The following is a 16,662-nucleotide window of genomic DNA, read 5'->3' as shown; positions in this document are numbered from 1 at the left end:
ACGGCCCCTCCCTTCCCTAAAGTCAAAAAAAGACTAGGCAGATTGTGTTCGCTGCGCTAGCCTTTTCTGAGATAAAACGTCTCAATAATGCGTATCAGGGAGGATTGCATGAAACTCAACAAAAACCTCGCGGGCATTTCGCGCCGCGATTTGTTCCGTGTGGCAGGACGCTACGGTCTGAGCTCGACGCTGCTTGCAGCGGGTAGCTTTGGCGGTGCGATGAGCCTTGCCAATCTGGCGAAAGCAGCGGAATCGACCTACGACAAGCGCTTCAAGAAAGAAGCCAAACACGTTCTGAAGTTCGGCGCTGCCGGCTTCAACCAGCAAAACTTGCTGATCGAACGCGCCGGGTGTCTCGAATTTGCCCGCGATCTGGAAGAGCGCACAGATGGTGAGATCCGTGTCGAATTCATCGGCAACAACCAGATCTGTGGCCAGCTGTCCTGCGTTGAGAAAGCACAGCAGGGCATCGTCGACATCTACGCGGCGTCCACCCAGAACTCGGCCGGTGGTGCCCCCTATCTGAACGTGCTCGACTATGCTTACATGTTCCGCAGCCGGGCGGACCAGTACTACTTCATGTACAGCCCCGACAGCCAGCGCATCCTGCGCGAGCCATTCGAGAAGCGTCACGGCCTGAAGTTCCTGTTCACCCATGCAGAATTGCGCGGCATCCAGCTGGGCCTGTCGTGGGAAGACAAGGATACGGTCACAAGCATCGACCAGCTGCGCGGCACCAAGAACCGCGTAACGGGCACACAGCTTGGCCGGATCGCCATGAACGCTTTGGGTCTGAACCCCGTGCCGGTGGCGTGGGAAGAAACCCTTGATGGTCTGAAGCAGGGCCTGATTGATGGCGCGGAAACATGGGCCTCGGCCGTGGCATATGCCAACATGTCGCCCGTCGTCAGCCAGTGTGTGGACCTGCGCTTTTTCTGCGGGACCGAACACACGGCGATGAACGCGCAAAGCTTCGACAACCTCGGTGGTGAGCTGCAGGATGCTGTCATGGAAGCGTCGTACCTGACACAGGTGCACGTGCAGGCCGCGAACGAGGCCGCTCTGGTCAACACCGTTGGGTTCTCGCACCCGCATCAGGGTCCGGACACCATCTTTGCCCAGAACAATGTGCGCGTGGCCGCACTGTCCGACGCAGAGATCAAAAAAGCGGAAGAGCAGTGCTCGCCCGAGTTCCAACCGCAACTGTGGGAGCAGTGGCGCGAGCGGATCAACGGCTGGGCCGGTGGCATCGACACCTATCAGGAAATCTACGACGGCGTGCGTCAGAACCCGCACACACTCGCAGAGAACGTCGAACCCCGCCGCTGGTGGAAAGGCTGATCCGGCAACGGATTTACCGCAAAACCAATTGCCTGGGCGCAGGTCGCCCAGGTTTCAATCCATGTCGCAGCGGTGCGGCATGGATTTCCGTATCCTGATTGCACGAAGACGTAGGAGCGGAAACAGCACGCACGAGGGAGGTGCATCATGGACATGATCGCGGGTATGGGAGAGATCCTCTCCGCCCTGATGACAGGCGATTCATTCGAATTGCAGACCGCATTGCGGGGCAATTCAGGCATGTGGCCGCTTGGTTTCATCGTGACCCTTGTGGGGGGCGTGCTGGTCGCAATGCTTTACCGCGCTGTGCCCCTGCTTGAGCGGCATCTGGAACCCGGCGTGATGGTCGTGGCGTATCTTGCCATCGGGTACATCATCTTTGCAGGTGTCATTCAGCGGTTTTACCTGAGCGGGCAACCGGCCTGGTCCACAACGCTTCCGCCCTTTCTGTTCCTCATCATGACGTGGGTGGGCTGCAGCTATAACGTCAAGCTGCGCACGCACCTCGCCTTTGCCGAATTTCGCAAGATCGCGCCCCGACCCATCCAGTTGGGCCTGCTGGTCCTTGATGCCATCCTATGGTTCGGCTTTGCATGGATCGTTGTGGTCACCACCGCTCAGGAAACCGTCCGTGCGGCCGCCAACTTCGCCATCATGCTGGGCACCGACAACGTCATGCAGTGGTGGTTCCTGGGCACGGTGCCCATTGCCTTCATCTTGCTGACCGCGCGTGTGATGGAGAACCTTGTCACCGACCTGCGGAAATTCCGCGAGGGCGGCGAGATGATCGAAGCCGCCGTCATCGGAGGTGACACATGACCGACCCCACCATCATCACGGCGATCTCCATTGCCGTCACCATCCTGTTCATGATGGGCGTGCCCGTCTTTCTGGTCATCGCCTATTGGGTGATCGGCATGTCTTACGTGCTGGACCTGCAGCTTCTGAACATGGGTGCGGCCCTGCAGGACGTGTTCACCGACGGCTTTGCGCTTCTGGCCATGCCGCTCTTCATCCTGACGGGGGACCTGATCAACCGTTCGGGCATCGCGCGGCGTCTGTCTGACTTTGCCTATGCCTGCCTTGGCTGGATCAGGGGCGGCCTTGCCATGGCGTCTCTTGGGGCCTGCGGCCTCTTTGCGGCCATCTCCGGCTCCAACTCCGCCACCACAGCCACCATCGGGTCGATGCTGCACCCTGAAATGGTCAAGGGCGGCTATGACGAACGCTTCTCGGCGGCGACAGCGGCTGCGGGTGGTACGGTCGGGATCATCATCCCGCCGTCGATCATCTTCATCGTCTACGGTTTCCTGATGAACCTGCCGATTTCCGAGCTGTTCAAGGCCGGTATCCTGCCCGGCGCATTGATGGTGGGCGGCATGATGCTCGCCTGTTTCATCATCTGCTGGCGCAATGGCTGGGGCTTCCTGATCAAGCTGAACCCGTTCCGGGTGATCAAGACGGCCATCGGCGCATGGCTTGGCTTCTTCGCCATCGGTCTGGTGCTTTGGGGCATCTACACCGGTAAATTCTCGCCCACAGAGGCGGCGGGCGTAACGGTGGGCTTCGGCATCATCGTGGGTCTGCTCAGCTGGGTCGCGACAAAACTGTTCCGCATGGACCAGTCCAAGGATTGGTCCGAGAAATCCACCCTGTCGATGCTGGTGGTCGAAGGGTTCACCGTGCCACAAATTCCCGGCATCGTGATGCGGTCCGCGCAGATCACGGGCATCCTTGCGCCGCTGATCGCCATCTCGGTCGTGATGCAGCAGATCCTGTCGCTCTTGGGCGCGCAGCAGGTCATCGGTGACTTCGTGACGTCGATGGGTGGCTACTATCCCGTTCTGTTTACCGCCATGGGGATCGTGTTCATCTGCGGCATGGTGCTGGAATCGCTGCCCGTGACGATCATTCTGGCACCCATCCTTGCGCCAATCGCAGCAAGCGTGGGCGTCGATCCGATCCACTTTGCGGTGATCTTCCTTGTCGGGGCATCCATTGGCTTCGTGACACCGCCCTATGGTCTCAATCTATACGTGGCGTCAGGCGTGACAGGCGTTCCATACTTCCGGTTGCTGCGGTATACCGTGCCCTATCTGTTCGCACTGCTCACCGTGTGGATCATCGTGTCGCTCGTTCCGGGCATCTCGTTGCTCCTCACCGAGGGATCATAGATTGACGTAGCCATGCCTGACGATCACCGCCCCCGCAAGGACACACAAATCCCCACCAATCTGCGCCTGCTGATGGTGATGGAGGAGGTGGCCCGGCGCGGGGTGGCCGTCAAACCGACAGACCTGATCGACGCATTGGGTCTGCCGAAACCCACCGTCCACCGGTTGTTGCAAACCGCCGAATCCGAAGGGTTCCTGCAGCGTGATCTGGACGGACGCAGCTATGGCCCGGGTCCGCGTCTGCGGGCCTTGGCCGTCAGCACAATCTCCTCCGAACATCTGCGCACCGCGCGTTTGACCATCCTGCGCGGTGTCGCGGAAGAGATCGGAGAGACCTGCAACCTTGCCACGCCGGACCGGGAGGGGATGACCTATCTCGACCGGGTCGAAACCGAATGGCCGCTGCGCATCCAGTTGCCCATCGGCACGCAGGTGCCGTTCCATTGCACCGCGTCGGGCAAGATGTACCTGTCGACCTTGCGCCCGCATATCCTGCGCACGGTGCTGACCACCCGGCCCTTGGAAGCGCACACGGAAGCCACCCTGATCGACATGGATGCGATCAAGGCCGAATTGGAAACCACGCGCATGCGTGGCTATTCCACCGACAACGAAGAATTCATGTCCGGCATGGCCGCCGTTGCAGTTCCGGTCTGGGACGGGCAGGGTAAGCTTTTGGCCACGCTGTCCGCCCACGCGCCCATTCAGCGCCGCAGCCTCGTTGACCTGATCGATTTCCTGCCCGCCCTGCGCCGCGGGTCCGAAGAATTGACCAAGCTGCACACCTCCTAAAGCCCATGAAACTGGTGCTTCTCCAGAAGTGCCACCAACATATCCCGTGCCGCCTGCCGGTGCGCATGGTGCGTATCATGTGCCGTCTGTGCATCGCCCCGCGCGATCGCCTGATAGACGACCCGGTGATCCTCGTTCGACTGTTTGGGCTTGGGGCGCATGAACAGCGTCGTGGCCCGCGCCCGGCGCACCTGATCGCGCATGACGGACACCACCATGCTCAGCCGTGCGTTGCGCCCCAGCCGCACCAATTCCCGGTGAAACCGGTCATCTGCCTCTGCCCATGCCCGCAGATCATCGGCGCCAAGAGCCGCATCCATATCGCGGATCGCCGTCGCAAGTGTGGCCAGATCCGCTTTCGAATACTGCGCCTCAGCGGCGCGCGCGGCGGCAAGGCTCTCCAACTCAGTCAGGATGTCGTAAATCTCGGCCATGTCTTCAGCAGATACGGGGCTGATGCGAATGCCCCGCCGTGGCCGCATCTCGACCAACCCTTGCGCCTGCAACATCAAGGCCGCCTCGCGCACAGGCGTGCGGGACATGCCCAGCTTTTCGGCCAGCTCCGTCTCAAGATGGTCCGATCCGGGCGGCAATTCACCGGCAAAGATCATCTGGCGCAACGCTGACACTGCCCGTTCCACATTGCTCATGGCGCCCATCACACCGCCTCCTCCAACTGAACCTTCCGCCCATCAAGGGCAGAGGCATAGATCGCATCCTTCACCGCAATCACCCGCAGGTACGCCCGCGCCTCATTTTCTAGTGGCGTCCCGTCCGTCATGGCCCGAACCACATGAGACTGAAGCGCATACACACAATCACCGCCAAACCCGTCCCACGTGTCGGGGCCAAGCACCGTCTCATGCGTCTCGGACCCAAACCCGCGCCGCGTCACCGACCCATCCCCATGCAGGTTCAACACGCCGCGCGTGCCTTCGATCAAAGCCTCACCCATGGTCCGCCGCAGATTGTCCGCCACATGATCCAGATGCCGGTTCCCGTCGAAAAGCGCGCGCATGTGCCCATGATCAAAGATCACATGCCCCGCATCCTCGCCCGCAATCACCGGATTGATGCGGCGCAGATCTGCGTAAACGGCACTGGCCGGGCCAAACAGATAAGCAAACGTATCCACCCAATGCACCGCCGTCTCATGGATCAAAAACCGCGGCATCTCCTGAAAATAGGGCTGCCGGTCCAGATAGGCATCCGGCCCCTGACCATCGCCGGGCCGCAGGCGGAACGTAGCATTCAGAACCTCACCAATGGCCCCGGCCTCCAGCTGCGCCCGGATCGCCCGATACCACGGCTGGAACCGAAAATTCTCATGCACCACCAGCCGCGCACCTGCAGCTTCAGCCTCTGCAACAATCCCGCGCGCTTCATCCAGATCCATGCAAAACGGCTTTTGGCAGATGATCCACTTGATCCCCGTATTCAGCGCCGCCCGAATGGTCGCCGCATGGGCGGGCGGCGGCAATATGATGTCGAGCAGATCAGGGGCCGCCTGCACCAACATCTCGGCCAGATCGTCAAAAGCCGGCGCGCCTGTCGCGCGGGCTTTTGCCAGATCGAGATCGCAGGCCCCAACAACCTCAACGCCGTCCATCCGCGCCCAGCTGCCATAGTGGAACTGACTGAAATAGCCTGCCCCCACGCAGGCCACCCGCATCATGCCAGCGCCCCTTTCACCGCCTTGACCACATCTGCGGTCCCAGCCGTCCCCCCCAGATCGCGGGTCAAAACCCGCCCCTCAGACACCACCGCATCCACCGCCTTGCGCAAGCGCGCAGCATCTGCGGCCATGCCGGGCAGGTCATGCCGCCCGGCCAGCCATTCCAGCATCATCGCGCCTGACAGGATCATCGCCATCGGGTTCGCCACCCCTTGGCCCGCGATGTCCGGCGCAGACCCATGGCACGGCTGAAACACGGCATGATCCGCCCCGATATCCGCAGAGGGGGCCAAACCAAGCCCCCCCATCAACCCCGCCCCCAGATCAGACAGGATGTCGCCAAACATATTCTCCGTCACCATGACGTCAAAGGACCAGGGCCGCTCCACCATCCAAAGCGCCGTCGCATCGACATAGGCGTGATCGGCCTCAATCCCGGGACGCTTCGCGGCTTCGGCATCAAACATCTCACGAAAGAACGCGAAGGCACGGAACACATTGGCCTTGTCCACGCAGGTCACCTTGCCCGGTCCTGTTCCTGCCGCTTTTCGCGACTCCGCCATATCAAACGCAAAACGGAACAAAGGCTCCGAAATCTCCCGCGTGATGCGCAACGTCTCGCGCGCCTCATCTGCCTCAACCTCACCGCACCCTTGGGTGTAAAACAGCCCCTCGGTGCTTTCCCGGATCAATACGAAATCCACGGGTCGGTCGGTGGCCAAGGGCGTCGGCTGCCCGGGCCGGATCGTCACCGGGCGCACCCCTGCAAAAAGGGTCAACGCCTTGCGCAGATCAATCTGCGGCGCAATCTCGGTCCCGTCCTTGTATCGAATGCTCGGCAAGCCCATGGCCGACAACAGGATCGCATCCGCCGCCCGCGCGCCGTCCATCGACGCGGCGGGCAGGCTCTCACCCGTCTTGGCGTAATGCGCGGCCCCCGCCGGATAGTCCTGAAACTCAAAGCCATAGTCACTGCCCGCAGCCAGCCCCGCCAACAGATCGACCGACGGCGCCATGATCTCCGGCCCAATGCCATCCCCCTGAAAAACAGCAATCTGAAACGTGGATGTCATGGTGCGCGGCCCTTTCGGCGTATAGTGGTCAGAAGCGACTCGCTTGCTGCATCCATTTGTGTATACATTAATGCATAAGTAATCAAACGCACACAGAAAGACGATCCGAATGCCCTACGCCGTCACCGTCATATTTGACCTCAAACCCGGAACGCTGGACGCGTTCATGCCGCATATCCTGAACAACGCGCGCTGCTCCGTGCGCGATGAACCGGGTTGCCAGCAGTTTGACGTCTGCACCGATCCGGCGATGCCCGACACCGTGTTTCTTTATGAACTCTACGACGATCTGGCCGCATTCGAGGCGCACCAGCAGATGACACATTACAAAGAAACGGGACCCAAGATCGCGGACATGGTGGCGGACAAGATCCTGAAAACATACGAAAAGGTCGACAGATGACCTACGAGGTCTACGCCATCAAATACGCCGAACAGACCGAGCGTGTGCGCGGCAATAACTACATGTTCGAGGACAACCACGACGCCCCTGATCCCATCGACTTCTATATGTGGCTGATCCGGGGGCAGGGGCGCGCGATCCTTGTGGACACGGGCTTTGATGCCGCCGAGGGGCAGGCCCGGGGCCGTCCGATCCGCATTGATCCGGGCGAAGCATTGAAGCCCTTCGGCCTGCAACCCGAAGACGTGACCGAGATCATCGTCACCCACCTGCATTTCGACCACGCGGGCGGTCTGCACCTTTTTCCCAACGCGCAACTTCACCTGCAAACGGCCGAGATGGCCTATGCCACCGGCCCCTGCATGTGCCACGACGTGTTGCGTGACCCCTTTACCGTCGGCCACGTGGTGACGGCGGTGCAGCGGCTCTACTCCGGCAAGGTCACGTTCCACGACGGCGACAGTGAAATCACCGACGGCATCACCGTGCATCGGATCGGCGGGCACACCAAGGGCATGCAGGCGGTGCGCATCCGTACCCAAGCCGGGTGGCTGGTGCTGGCGTCAGATGCCGCGCATTTCTATGGCAACTTCCTGACCGGCACGCCGTTCCCGATCGTGGTGGACATGCAGGACATGCTGGACGGTTTCGACACGATCCAACGGCTCGCCAGTGCGCCGAAACTGGTGGTGCCGGGGCACGATCCGCTGGTGCGGCAATACTTCCCGGCAGGGATGGCCGACCATGTCACACGGCTGGATGTTGGCCCGACCACGGACCCGACCTTGTAACAATCGGCCCCGCCGATTGCCTAGAATCCAAGCACTCACAGAGAAAACTCCGCTCATTCTCGAAAGACTCGGCAGTAAATCTCACGTGACAGAGAGCGTGCAAGCGCAACCATTGCTGCACGTGCAAAATGCTCCTACCTCTTTGACAGGCGCAACTTGCCGCGCCGCAGCATTGCTCAGAGGAACGGACCATGACACGCACCGCCATCATCACCGGATCGACCAGCGGGATCGGATTGGGCATCGCCGAAGCCTTTGCCGCCCAAGGGTTTAACATCATGCTCAACGGGTTCGGTCCCGCGGACGAGATCGAAGCGACCCGGGCCGAGCTGGACTCCAAATCCGCAGGGACAGTCGCATACCACGGCGCGGACATGACCAAGCCGGACGAGATTGCCGACCTTGTGGCCCAGACAGAGAAGCAGTTCGGCGCGGTCGATATCCTTGTGAACAACGCAGGCATCCAGCACGTGGCCCCGGTCGAAGACTTCCCGCTGGAGAAATGGGACGCGATCATCGCGATCAATATGTCGTCCGCCTTCCACACCACCCGCGCAGCGTTGCCCGGGATGAAAGACCGCGGCTTTGGGCGCATCATCAACGTGGCCTCGGCCCACGGTCTGGTCGCGTCGCCCTTCAAGGCGGCTTACGTCACGGCCAAGCACGGGATCATCGGCCTGACGAAGACGGTCGCTCTTGAGGCGGCACAGCACGGCGTCACCGTGAATGCCGTCTGCCCCGGATACGTGTTGACCCCGCTGGTCGAAGGGCAGATCCCCGACACCGCCAAGGCGCGCGGCATCACCGAAGAAGAGGTGAAGCACGATGTATTGCTTGCCGCCCAACCCACCAAGGAATTCGTGACCGTCGAACAGCTTGGTGCCGTCTGCACCTTCCTCGCCTCCGAGGCCGCAGCCTCCGTCACCGGTATCGCTATGCCGGTCGATGGCGGCTGGGTCGCGCAGTAGGGGCCGGGACCATGCGCAGCAACACCAATAGTCGTGCGAAACACCACGAGAAATCCGTAAACCTTGCCCTTCAAGGGGGCGGGTCGCACGGGGCATTTACCTGGGGTGTCTTGGACCGGATGTTCGAAGAGGATCGCCTGTGGGTCGAAGGCATCTCAGGCACCTCTGCCGGGGCCATGAACGCAGTCGTCGCGACCCAAGGGATGTATGATGGGGGTGCCAATGGCGCGCGCCAAGCGCTCGAAGACTTCTGGCGCGCTGTCAGTCGCGCAGGCCAGGGAAGCCCGATCAAGCGCACCCCGCTCGACATGCTTATGGGATCGTGGTCGCTGGATGCGTCGCCTGGTTATCTGTGGTCCGATATGCTCAGCCGCATGGCGTCGCCCTATGATCTGAACCCGTTGGGCTTTAACCCGTTGCGCGACGTGGTGCGGGATTTCATCGACTTCAACAAGGTCGCGAACTGCGATGACATGGGCCTTTATATTTCGGCCACCAATGTCGAAACGGGGCGCGCCCGCGTCTTTCACCGGCACGAGGTGACGCTGGATGTGGTCATGGCGTCGGCCTGTTTGCCAAGCATGTTCAAAGGGGTCGAGATTGACGGCGTGCCCTATTGGGACGGGGGATTCATGGGCAATCCGGTGCTGTTTCCCTTCATCGACCACTCGCCCTCGTCCGACATTGTGATCGTGCAGATCAACCCGCTCAAACGCCCCGGCGTCCCGCGCCGTGCGCGCGATATCCAGAACCGGGTGAACGAGATCACGTTCAATGCCTCGCTTCTGCGCGACCTGCGCACCATCGACCTGATCCACCGTCTGATCGAGGACGGGGCGCTGTCGAACAACGAATACCGCGTGATGAACATGCACATGATCGACGGCTGCGACGACATGTTGGCGCTGGATGCATCGTCCAAGCTGAATTCGGAATGGGCGTTCCTGATCCATTTGCGCGACCTTGGGCGTGAACATGCCGACCGCTGGCTGACGGCGAATTTCGACAAGATCGAGAAAGAAAGCACGCTGGATCTGCGTGCCATGTTTGACGACTTTGGCGCGCCCCACGGGGCGAACATGGTTGACCTGAAATCCAGAAAGGATTGAACCAATGACACTCCGGACTGCAACACTCGGGCTCGCAATCGCGGCGCTCGGCACCACCGCCTTTGCCTTTGATCTGGGCGGGCTGAAGACCCGTGTCCTCTATGGTCTTGAGGGGCCGAGCCAGGCGCGCGACATTTCCAACAAGGTGCTGGGCAACACGGTGCTTGGTGCAGAGGGGATCGAAAGCCTGGCCGGTCGCAATCTGCGCACAAGGTTCTGGACGATCAACGATCAAGGCATCGTGCCGATTCACGATCACGCCAACCGCCCTGCCGTGTTCACCGTCCTGTCGGGCGAGATTTTCGAATACACGTCCACCGCAGAGGAGCGGGTCCTGCACGAAGCCGGGGGTCTTGCGCTGGAGGAGGGTGAGTTGGCCCACTGGTGGCTGAACGAGGGGGATGAAACCGTCCACCTCATCGCATTTGATGTCTTTGCCCCCAACAATGCCGACACCGCGGTGGCATCTGTCCCCGCGGGGACAGATTTCGAGTTGCGGGGAAATCAAGGGGTTAGCGATGAGCTTTTAGGAGTTGTTAACCTTTCAAACCACTTTTCGGACGGCACCGGCGATGGCTGGGTCTTGTCCACGTACCGCGCCACGATTGCGCCAGGCGGCACCTTTGCCAGCTTCGTGGAGGCGGGCGAGCCGCTGCAAAGCTTTGTCTGGGAAGGAGAAGTGATTGAACATGGTGTCGACAATAGGACGACGCTTGCCACCCATGAGGGATCGACCGTCGCGGGCGGCGCAAAAGTCTGGTGGGAGAACACCGGCGACGTGCCCGCGGTGATGTATTTTGGCGTGGTCGAGCCCGAGGCGGAAGTCGCTGGCGTGCCGCGTACGGCTCCGCTGGCCCATGGCAGCCACGGAGAGTAACCGATGGCTGTGACTGCCCAGATGACGGGCCTTGCGCCCGAACTGGCCGGGAAGTCGCCGGAGGATCGCCGTATGGTGATCCGCCGGTCGACCATGATTGCGCTCATTGCGTTCCTGACGTTGATTGATCTCTTTGGCTCGCAGGCTTTGCTGCCCACGCTGGTCGAGACCTATGGCGTGACGCCTGCGGCGATGGGCTTTGCCGTCAATGCCTCGACCATCGGGATGGCCTTGGCGTCTTTGGTGGTGGCCGTCTTTGCCCGCCGGATCGATCGCAAGAGGGGCATCTGGGTGTGTCTGGCGCTGCTGAGCATCCCCACGATGTTGCTGGCGCAGCAACCGGACCTGACCACATTCACCCTGCTGCGCGTGGCGCAGGGCGTATTTATGTCCGCAGCCTTTACCCTGACGCTGACCTATCTGAGCGAGGAGTGTTCGCTGACCGCCATTGGTGGCGCGATGGCCGCCTATATCACCGGCAATGTGGCGTCGAACCTGTTTGGGCGGCTGTTGGCGTCTGAACTGGCAGGCAATCTCGGGTTGGCGGAGAGTTTCTATGGCTTTGCGATCCTGAACCTGACGGGCGCGCTGATTGCGTATCTTTATATCGGTGCGCGAGACAATCATGGGCATGATGCACCAGATGGGACGTCTGTCGTTGAAGCCTGGCTGGATCATCTGAAAAACGCGCGTCTGGTGGCGATGGTGGGGATCGGGTTTATCCTGCTGTTCGTGTTTGTGGCGACGTTTACCTACGCCAATTTCATTCTGGCGCAGGCCCCGTTCGCGTTGCCCCAGACCATGATTGGCTTGGTGTATTTCGTCTTTGTGCCGGCGATCCTGACCACGCCACTGGCGGCGGCGTCGGTCAAGCGGTTCGGCGCGCGCGCGAGCTTTGATGTGGGTATTGTCCTGTCCGCCGTGGGCTTGTTGTTGCTTTTGACGCACGCGCTGTCGCTGTTCCTGCTGGGGCTGGCGCTGGTGGGGGCCGGGTTGTTCTTTGCCCAGTCGGTCGCCACCGGATATGTGGGCCGTACCACCACCCATGATCATGCCGCGGCCAATGGGCTGTATCTGGCGAGCTATTATCTGGGCGGGATCGCGGGGGCCTATGTCATCGGGCAGGTGTTCGAAGCACAGGGTTGGGCCGTGGCCATCTGGTCGCTGGTGGCGTTGACCGTGCTGGCCTGGGCGCTGTCCTTGAAAATGGGGCGCTGATGCGCACGCGATTCGTTTTTGCTGACGAGGGGGCTGTCTGCCCCCTCGAGCTCCCCCGAGGATATTTATAGCCAAGAGAAGGGGTTAAGCGTTCTCAAGCCCTTCGGTTGAGAGCCCTTCGAGTTTTGGCATGAGGCTGAGGAGTTCCTGAGTGTAGGGGGCTTTGGGGGCGGCGAAGAGCGTTTCGGTGTCGGCCACTTCGACCATTTGACCCTGCCGCATCACGCCTACGCGGTCGCACATTTGTCGGACCACGGGCAGGTCGTGGCTGATGAAGAGCATGGTGAGGCCGAGGTGCTCTTGCAGGTCCTTGAGGATGTTGAGCACCTGCGCCTGGATTGACACGTCAAGCGCCGAAGTGGGTTCGTCACAGATGAGGAACCTTGGCTGTGTGGCAAGTGCGCGGGCGATGGAGATGCGCTGGCGTTGGCCGCCTGAAAACTCGTGTGGGTATTTGCGGCCTGCTTCGGCGCCGAGGCCCACGCGGTCCAAGAGTTCGTCGACGCGGGATTGGACGGCTGAGCCGCTGAGGAGTTTGTGGTGGAGGACGGGCTCGGCCACGATGGCGTCGACGCGCATGCGCGGATTGAGGCTGCTGAAAGGGTCCTGAAAGATCATCTGGATTTGGCGACGGTAGGCGTCGCGTTCTGTCCGAGAGGCGAGTTGCGTGATGTCGGTGCCGTCGAAGTAGATGTGCCCGCCATCTGTGGGGTAGAGCGTGGCGATCATGCGGGCGACGGTGGATTTGCCGGAGCCGGATTCACCCACGAGGCCGAACACTTCGCCTTCGCGGATGTCGAAGCTGACCTTGTCCACGGCGGTGAACATTTTGCGCCACGCGGGGATGATGGAGCCGCGCTGGACGAAAGTTTTGGTGATGCCGTCCACTTGCACCAGCGTGCCGGATTTGGATTTGGGGGGCGTGGGCCAATTGCGGGCGAGGTCTTCGATGGCGAACCGTGTGTCGCGCCCGCCGTAGGACAGCTGCGGGAAGCGGTGGACCTTGAGCGTGGCGCGGGGGACGGCGGCGATGAGCGATTTGGTGTAGGCGTGGGTGGGGGTGCCCATGACCTGTTCGGTGGTGCCTGTCTCGACGACTTCGCCCTGGTACATGACCGTCACGCGGTCGGTGGTGTCTGCGATCACGCCCATGTCGTGGGTGATGAGGATGACGCCCACCTGCCGTTCGCGGGCCAGTTCCTTGATCAGGTCGAGGATTTGCGCCTGGATCGACACGTCGAGGGCGGTGGTGGGCTCATCCGCGATGATGACATCCGGTTCGGAACACAGCGCGAGGGCGATGACCACGCGTTGGCGCATGCCGCCGGAGAATTGGTGGGGGTATTGTTTGACCCGTTCGGCGGGGTCGGGGATGCCGACGCGGTCGAGCAGGTCGACGGCGCGTTGCTTGGCGGCTTTGTCGCCGAGTTTCAGGTGGGCTTCGATGGTTTCTGTGAGCTGGTCTTCGACCGTCAGGAGCGGGTTGAGGGAGGTGAGCGGGTCCTGGAAGATCATGGAGATCTTGGCCCCGCGGAGTGCGCGCATACCGGCGGCGTCGCGGCCAGAGATTTGTTCGTCGCGGAAGCTGACCGTGCCGCCCGCGATGTGGCCCGGTGGGTCGATGAGGCCCATGACGGCAGCGCCGATGGTGGATTTGCCTGCGCCGGATTCGCCCACGAGGCCGTGGATTTCACCGGGGGCGACGGTGAGGTCGGCGCCGTTTACGGCGACGAAGGTGCCCTTGCGGGTGGGGTAGTGGACCGAGAGGTCGGAGATGTTGAGGAGCGAGGTCATAAGTTATTCGGACACCTCTTCGGCGACGCGCTTGTTTATCTTGGTGTCGGTCGCAGCTATGATCCGCGCGAGGCCTGGGTGAGCGACCCGTTGGACGGTTCCCAGTTTTGTCAAAGCTGATTGAAGCGCCTCATCTTTGAAAAACTGCAGCAACATACTTTGCTCATCTTCCGACAAGACCGTCTGGACTGCGCCAATGACGACTTGTTCGATTTGAGGGCCAGCGTTGCTCCATTCCTCTTTTGCGATTTGTCGCTTTTGTTTGATGGCGTCGGACCGCAAATCGTCGCTCACATAATTTAACAAAGCCAGATTTTTGCGGCCGTCGATGAGCGAAAGTAATTTTTGACGAAGACCGCTTTGCTGAACAATTTGTTCGGCGCGTTGGTCTTTTTGCGATGAGGTGGTGTCCGCAACGGATGCATTTGCGTAAAGAGTCATGCTCACAACGACAGCTACTAGAATGTCTGTTTGCATCACCGCAACCTCGGATTAAGCGCGTCGCGCAGCCAGTCGCCCAGCAGGTTGACGCTGAGGGCGAGCGCCAGAAGCGTGCAGGCGGGGAAGAAGAGGATCCACCATTCGCCGGAGAAGAGGAAGCCTTGGCCGATGCGGATGAGCGTGCCCAGGGATGGCTGTGTGGGCGGGGCGCCGACGCCGAGGAAGGACAGTGTGGCTTCGGCGATGATGGCGAGGGCGAGTGAGATGGTGGCGATCACGAGCACCGGGGAGAGGACGTTGGGCAGGATGTGCTGCACCATGATGGCGGGGCCCGAGCGGCCGATCAGGCGGGCGGCCTGAACGTATTCCTTGTTCTTCTCCACCAAGGTGGCACCTCGGACGACGCGGGCGAACTGGACCCAGTCACTGAGGCCGATCGCTATGATCAGGACCCAGATCGCCATTTGGTCGCGGTATTCGATGGGGGTCACGCCCTTTGCAATGCCGAAGATCAGCATGGCGACGAGGATGGACGGGAACGTCAACTGCACATCTGCGATGCGCATGATGATGGTTTCGGTCCAGCCGCCGACATAGCCCGCAAGCAAGCCCAGAGAGATGCCGAGGATCATGGCGAAGAGGACGGCGGCGACCCCCACAAAGAGCGAGATACGCATGCCGTAGAGGATGGTCGAGAACACGTCGCGGCCCTGATCGTCGGTGCCCAGCCAGAAGCTGTCGCCGGTGAAGGCGTTGGGCGTCATGGGGCGCGAGAAGCCGTTCATCAGGTTGAGCGACGCGGGGTCGAACGGGTTGAAGGGCGCGATAAGCGGCGCGAAGACTGCGCTCAGGACCAAGAGCAACGCCACCGCAAAGCTGAAAATTGCCACGGGCGAGCGTTTGAATTGATAGAAAAAATCGCTGTCCGCCCAGCGTTGCAGGCGAGTGGGGGCTTTGGTCGGGGTATCGGGGAGCGGCGTGTCGGTCATCTTAATGTCCTCCGGCCCGGTCCACGCGCAGGCGCGGGTCGATGGCGAAATAAAGCAGGTCCACGATCAGGTTGATGCCCACAAACATGACCGAAATCAGCATGAGATAGGCGGCCATGACGGGGATATCGACGAACTGGATGGCATTGATGAACAGCAGGCCCACGCCGGGCCATTGGAACACCGTTTCGGTGATAATGGCGAAGGCGATGATGGAGCCCAATTGCAGGCCAGTGACCGTGATCACCGGCACCAGCGTATTTTTCAGCGCGTGACGGAAGTTGACGGAGCGTTCCTTGAGGCCGCGAGCGCGGGCGAAGCGGATGTAGTCCTGGCGTAGAACCTCCAGCATCTCGGACCGCACCAGCCGCATGATCAGCGTCATCTGGTAGAGGCCGAGAGTGATGGAAGGCAGGATCAGGGCTTGGAGTCCGCTGGTCGTGAGGAAGCCGGTGGTCCAGTTGCCGACGCGCACTGTCTCTCCCCGTCCGAAGCTGGGGAGCCAGCCGAGTTCGACCGAGAACAGGTATATGAGCAGTATTCCTATGAGGAAGGTCGGTAGAGACACCCCGATCAGGGATACGGTCATGATCGCATTGGCGGCGAAGCCGTTTCGTCGGATGGCGGTAAATACGCCCAAGCCTATGCCGATGGAGATGGCTAGAAAACCGCTGACTGCGGCCAGTTCCAGCGTAGCAGGCGCGCGTTCCAGCAGGATGTCGGAAACTGGGCGGCCTTGGCGGAAGCTGACGCCAAAGTTGCCTTGCATGGCTTCTTGCAGGTAGCGGACATATTGCACGACGAAAGGCTGATCGAGGCCAAGTTGGGCGCGCAACCGCTCCACGTCCTCGATGGTGCGTTCTTGTCCCAGCATGTTGTCAATGGGATCACCCACAAAGCGGAACATCGCGAAGGCGACAAGCCCAACGACCAGCAGGACAAGGGCAGATTGCGCGACGCGCTGGAAGATGAAGGAGAGCATGAGCCGTTCCGGGTTCGGTCTATCGATCGTTTATC

At 61.1% G+C, this 16,662-nt stretch carries 17 protein-coding genes; 10 read left to right on the top strand and 7 right to left on the bottom strand.

What is annotated here, in order from left to right:
* Positions 1–108: 108 nt before the first annotated feature.
* The 4 genes from Q1A32_RS16425 to Q1A32_RS16410 all read left to right on the top strand — a co-directional run bounded on the left by Q1A32_RS16425 (position 109) and on the right by Q1A32_RS16410 (position 4,307).
* Positions 109–1,341, top strand: coding sequence for a TRAP transporter substrate-binding protein (locus Q1A32_RS16425; RefSeq protein WP_299655442.1), 1,233 nt, complete (start codon positions 109–111; stop codon positions 1,339–1,341).
* 147 nt (positions 1,342–1,488) lie between these two features.
* On the top strand, positions 1,489–2,160 hold the full coding sequence (locus Q1A32_RS16420; RefSeq protein ID WP_299655439.1) for a TRAP transporter small permease: 672 nt from the start codon (positions 1,489–1,491) through the stop codon (positions 2,158–2,160).
* Positions 2,157–3,515 carry a TRAP transporter large permease gene (locus Q1A32_RS16415; protein ID WP_299655435.1) on the top strand — a complete coding sequence of 453 codons (1,359 nt, stop codon included), beginning with the start codon at positions 2,157–2,159 and terminating at the stop codon, positions 3,513–3,515. The genes Q1A32_RS16420 and Q1A32_RS16415 overlap by 4 nt, the downstream gene beginning before the upstream one ends.
* 12 nt (positions 3,516–3,527) lie before the next feature.
* Positions 3,528–4,307, top strand: coding sequence for an IclR family transcriptional regulator (locus Q1A32_RS16410; RefSeq protein WP_299655432.1), 780 nt, complete (start codon positions 3,528–3,530; stop codon positions 4,305–4,307).
* Here Q1A32_RS16410 and Q1A32_RS16405 read toward each other — a convergent pair.
* From Q1A32_RS16405 to Q1A32_RS16395, 3 genes are read right to left on the bottom strand one after another with little or no spacing between them, the layout of a single operon-like run.
* The gene (locus Q1A32_RS16405; protein ID WP_299655429.1) at positions 4,304–4,966 is read right to left on the bottom strand and encodes a GntR family transcriptional regulator; all 663 of its coding nucleotides are present in this window, start codon (positions 4,964–4,966) and stop codon (positions 4,304–4,306) included. The genes Q1A32_RS16410 and Q1A32_RS16405 overlap by 4 nt on opposite strands.
* On the bottom strand, positions 4,966–5,982 hold the full coding sequence (locus Q1A32_RS16400; RefSeq protein WP_299655426.1) for a Gfo/Idh/MocA family protein: 1,017 nt from the start codon (positions 5,980–5,982) through the stop codon (positions 4,966–4,968). The genes Q1A32_RS16405 and Q1A32_RS16400 overlap by 1 nt, the downstream gene beginning before the upstream one ends.
* Positions 5,979–7,055 (bottom strand): isocitrate/isopropylmalate dehydrogenase family protein, encoded by a 1,077-nt coding sequence (locus Q1A32_RS16395; protein WP_299655423.1) that lies wholly within the window; start codon positions 7,053–7,055, stop codon positions 5,979–5,981. Before Q1A32_RS16395 ends, Q1A32_RS16400 begins: the two co-directional genes overlap by 4 nt.
* 109 nt (positions 7,056–7,164) lie before the next feature.
* Between Q1A32_RS16395 and Q1A32_RS16390 the strand changes: the two genes are divergently transcribed.
* The 6 genes from Q1A32_RS16390 (at position 7,165) to Q1A32_RS16365 (ending at position 12,421) form a co-directional block, all read left to right on the top strand.
* Complete coding sequence (locus Q1A32_RS16390) at positions 7,165–7,458, top strand: putative quinol monooxygenase (RefSeq protein WP_299655420.1); 294 nt, start codon at positions 7,165–7,167, stop codon at positions 7,456–7,458.
* Positions 7,455–8,249, top strand: coding sequence for an N-acyl homoserine lactonase family protein (locus Q1A32_RS16385; protein ID WP_299655417.1), 795 nt, complete (start codon positions 7,455–7,457; stop codon positions 8,247–8,249). The genes Q1A32_RS16390 and Q1A32_RS16385 overlap by 4 nt, the downstream gene beginning before the upstream one ends.
* Positions 8,250–8,440: 191 nt before the next feature.
* Entirely contained in the window at positions 8,441–9,217 is a 777-nt protein-coding gene (locus Q1A32_RS16380; RefSeq protein WP_299655414.1) for a 3-hydroxybutyrate dehydrogenase, read from the top strand.
* A gap of 11 nt (positions 9,218–9,228) precedes the next feature.
* Entirely contained in the window at positions 9,229–10,326 is a 1,098-nt protein-coding gene (locus Q1A32_RS16375) for a patatin-like phospholipase family protein (RefSeq protein ID WP_299655411.1), read from the top strand.
* Between the two features lie 4 nt (positions 10,327–10,330).
* A complete protein-coding gene (locus Q1A32_RS16370; RefSeq protein WP_299655409.1) occupies positions 10,331–11,203 on the top strand; it encodes a cupin domain-containing protein in 873 nt (290 codons plus the stop codon).
* A gap of 3 nt (positions 11,204–11,206) precedes the next feature.
* Positions 11,207–12,421, top strand: a complete 1,215-nt coding sequence (locus Q1A32_RS16365) for an MFS transporter (protein ID WP_299655406.1) — start codon at positions 11,207–11,209, stop codon at positions 12,419–12,421.
* An 84-nt stretch (positions 12,422–12,505) separates the two neighbouring features.
* On the opposite strand, the gene Q1A32_RS16360 is transcribed toward Q1A32_RS16365, so the two are convergent.
* From Q1A32_RS16360 to Q1A32_RS16345, 4 genes are read right to left on the bottom strand one after another with little or no spacing between them, the layout of a single operon-like run.
* A complete protein-coding gene (locus Q1A32_RS16360) occupies positions 12,506–14,215 on the bottom strand; it encodes an ABC transporter ATP-binding protein (protein ID WP_299655403.1) in 1,710 nt (569 codons plus the stop codon).
* A 3-nt stretch (positions 14,216–14,218) separates the two neighbouring features.
* Positions 14,219–14,692, bottom strand: coding sequence for a hypothetical protein (locus tag Q1A32_RS16355; RefSeq protein ID WP_299655400.1), 474 nt, complete (start codon positions 14,690–14,692; stop codon positions 14,219–14,221).
* Positions 14,692–15,645: an ABC transporter permease gene (locus tag Q1A32_RS16350; protein ID WP_299655396.1), complete on the bottom strand. Its 954-nt coding sequence runs from the start codon at positions 15,643–15,645 to the stop codon at positions 14,692–14,694. Before Q1A32_RS16350 ends, Q1A32_RS16355 begins: the two co-directional genes overlap by 1 nt.
* Before the next feature lies 1 nt (position 15,646).
* Entirely contained in the window at positions 15,647–16,627 is a 981-nt protein-coding gene (locus Q1A32_RS16345; protein ID WP_299655393.1) for an ABC transporter permease, read from the bottom strand.
* Between the last annotated feature and the right edge of the window lie 35 nt (positions 16,628–16,662).

Origin of the sequence: uncultured Tateyamaria sp., from assembly GCF_947503415.1 — a bacterium.
Classification (GTDB): Bacteria; Pseudomonadota; Alphaproteobacteria; order Rhodobacterales; family Rhodobacteraceae; genus Tateyamaria.
The sequence above is the reverse complement of the archived record's forward strand: the minus strand, read 5'-3'. Positions and strand labels throughout refer to the sequence as shown.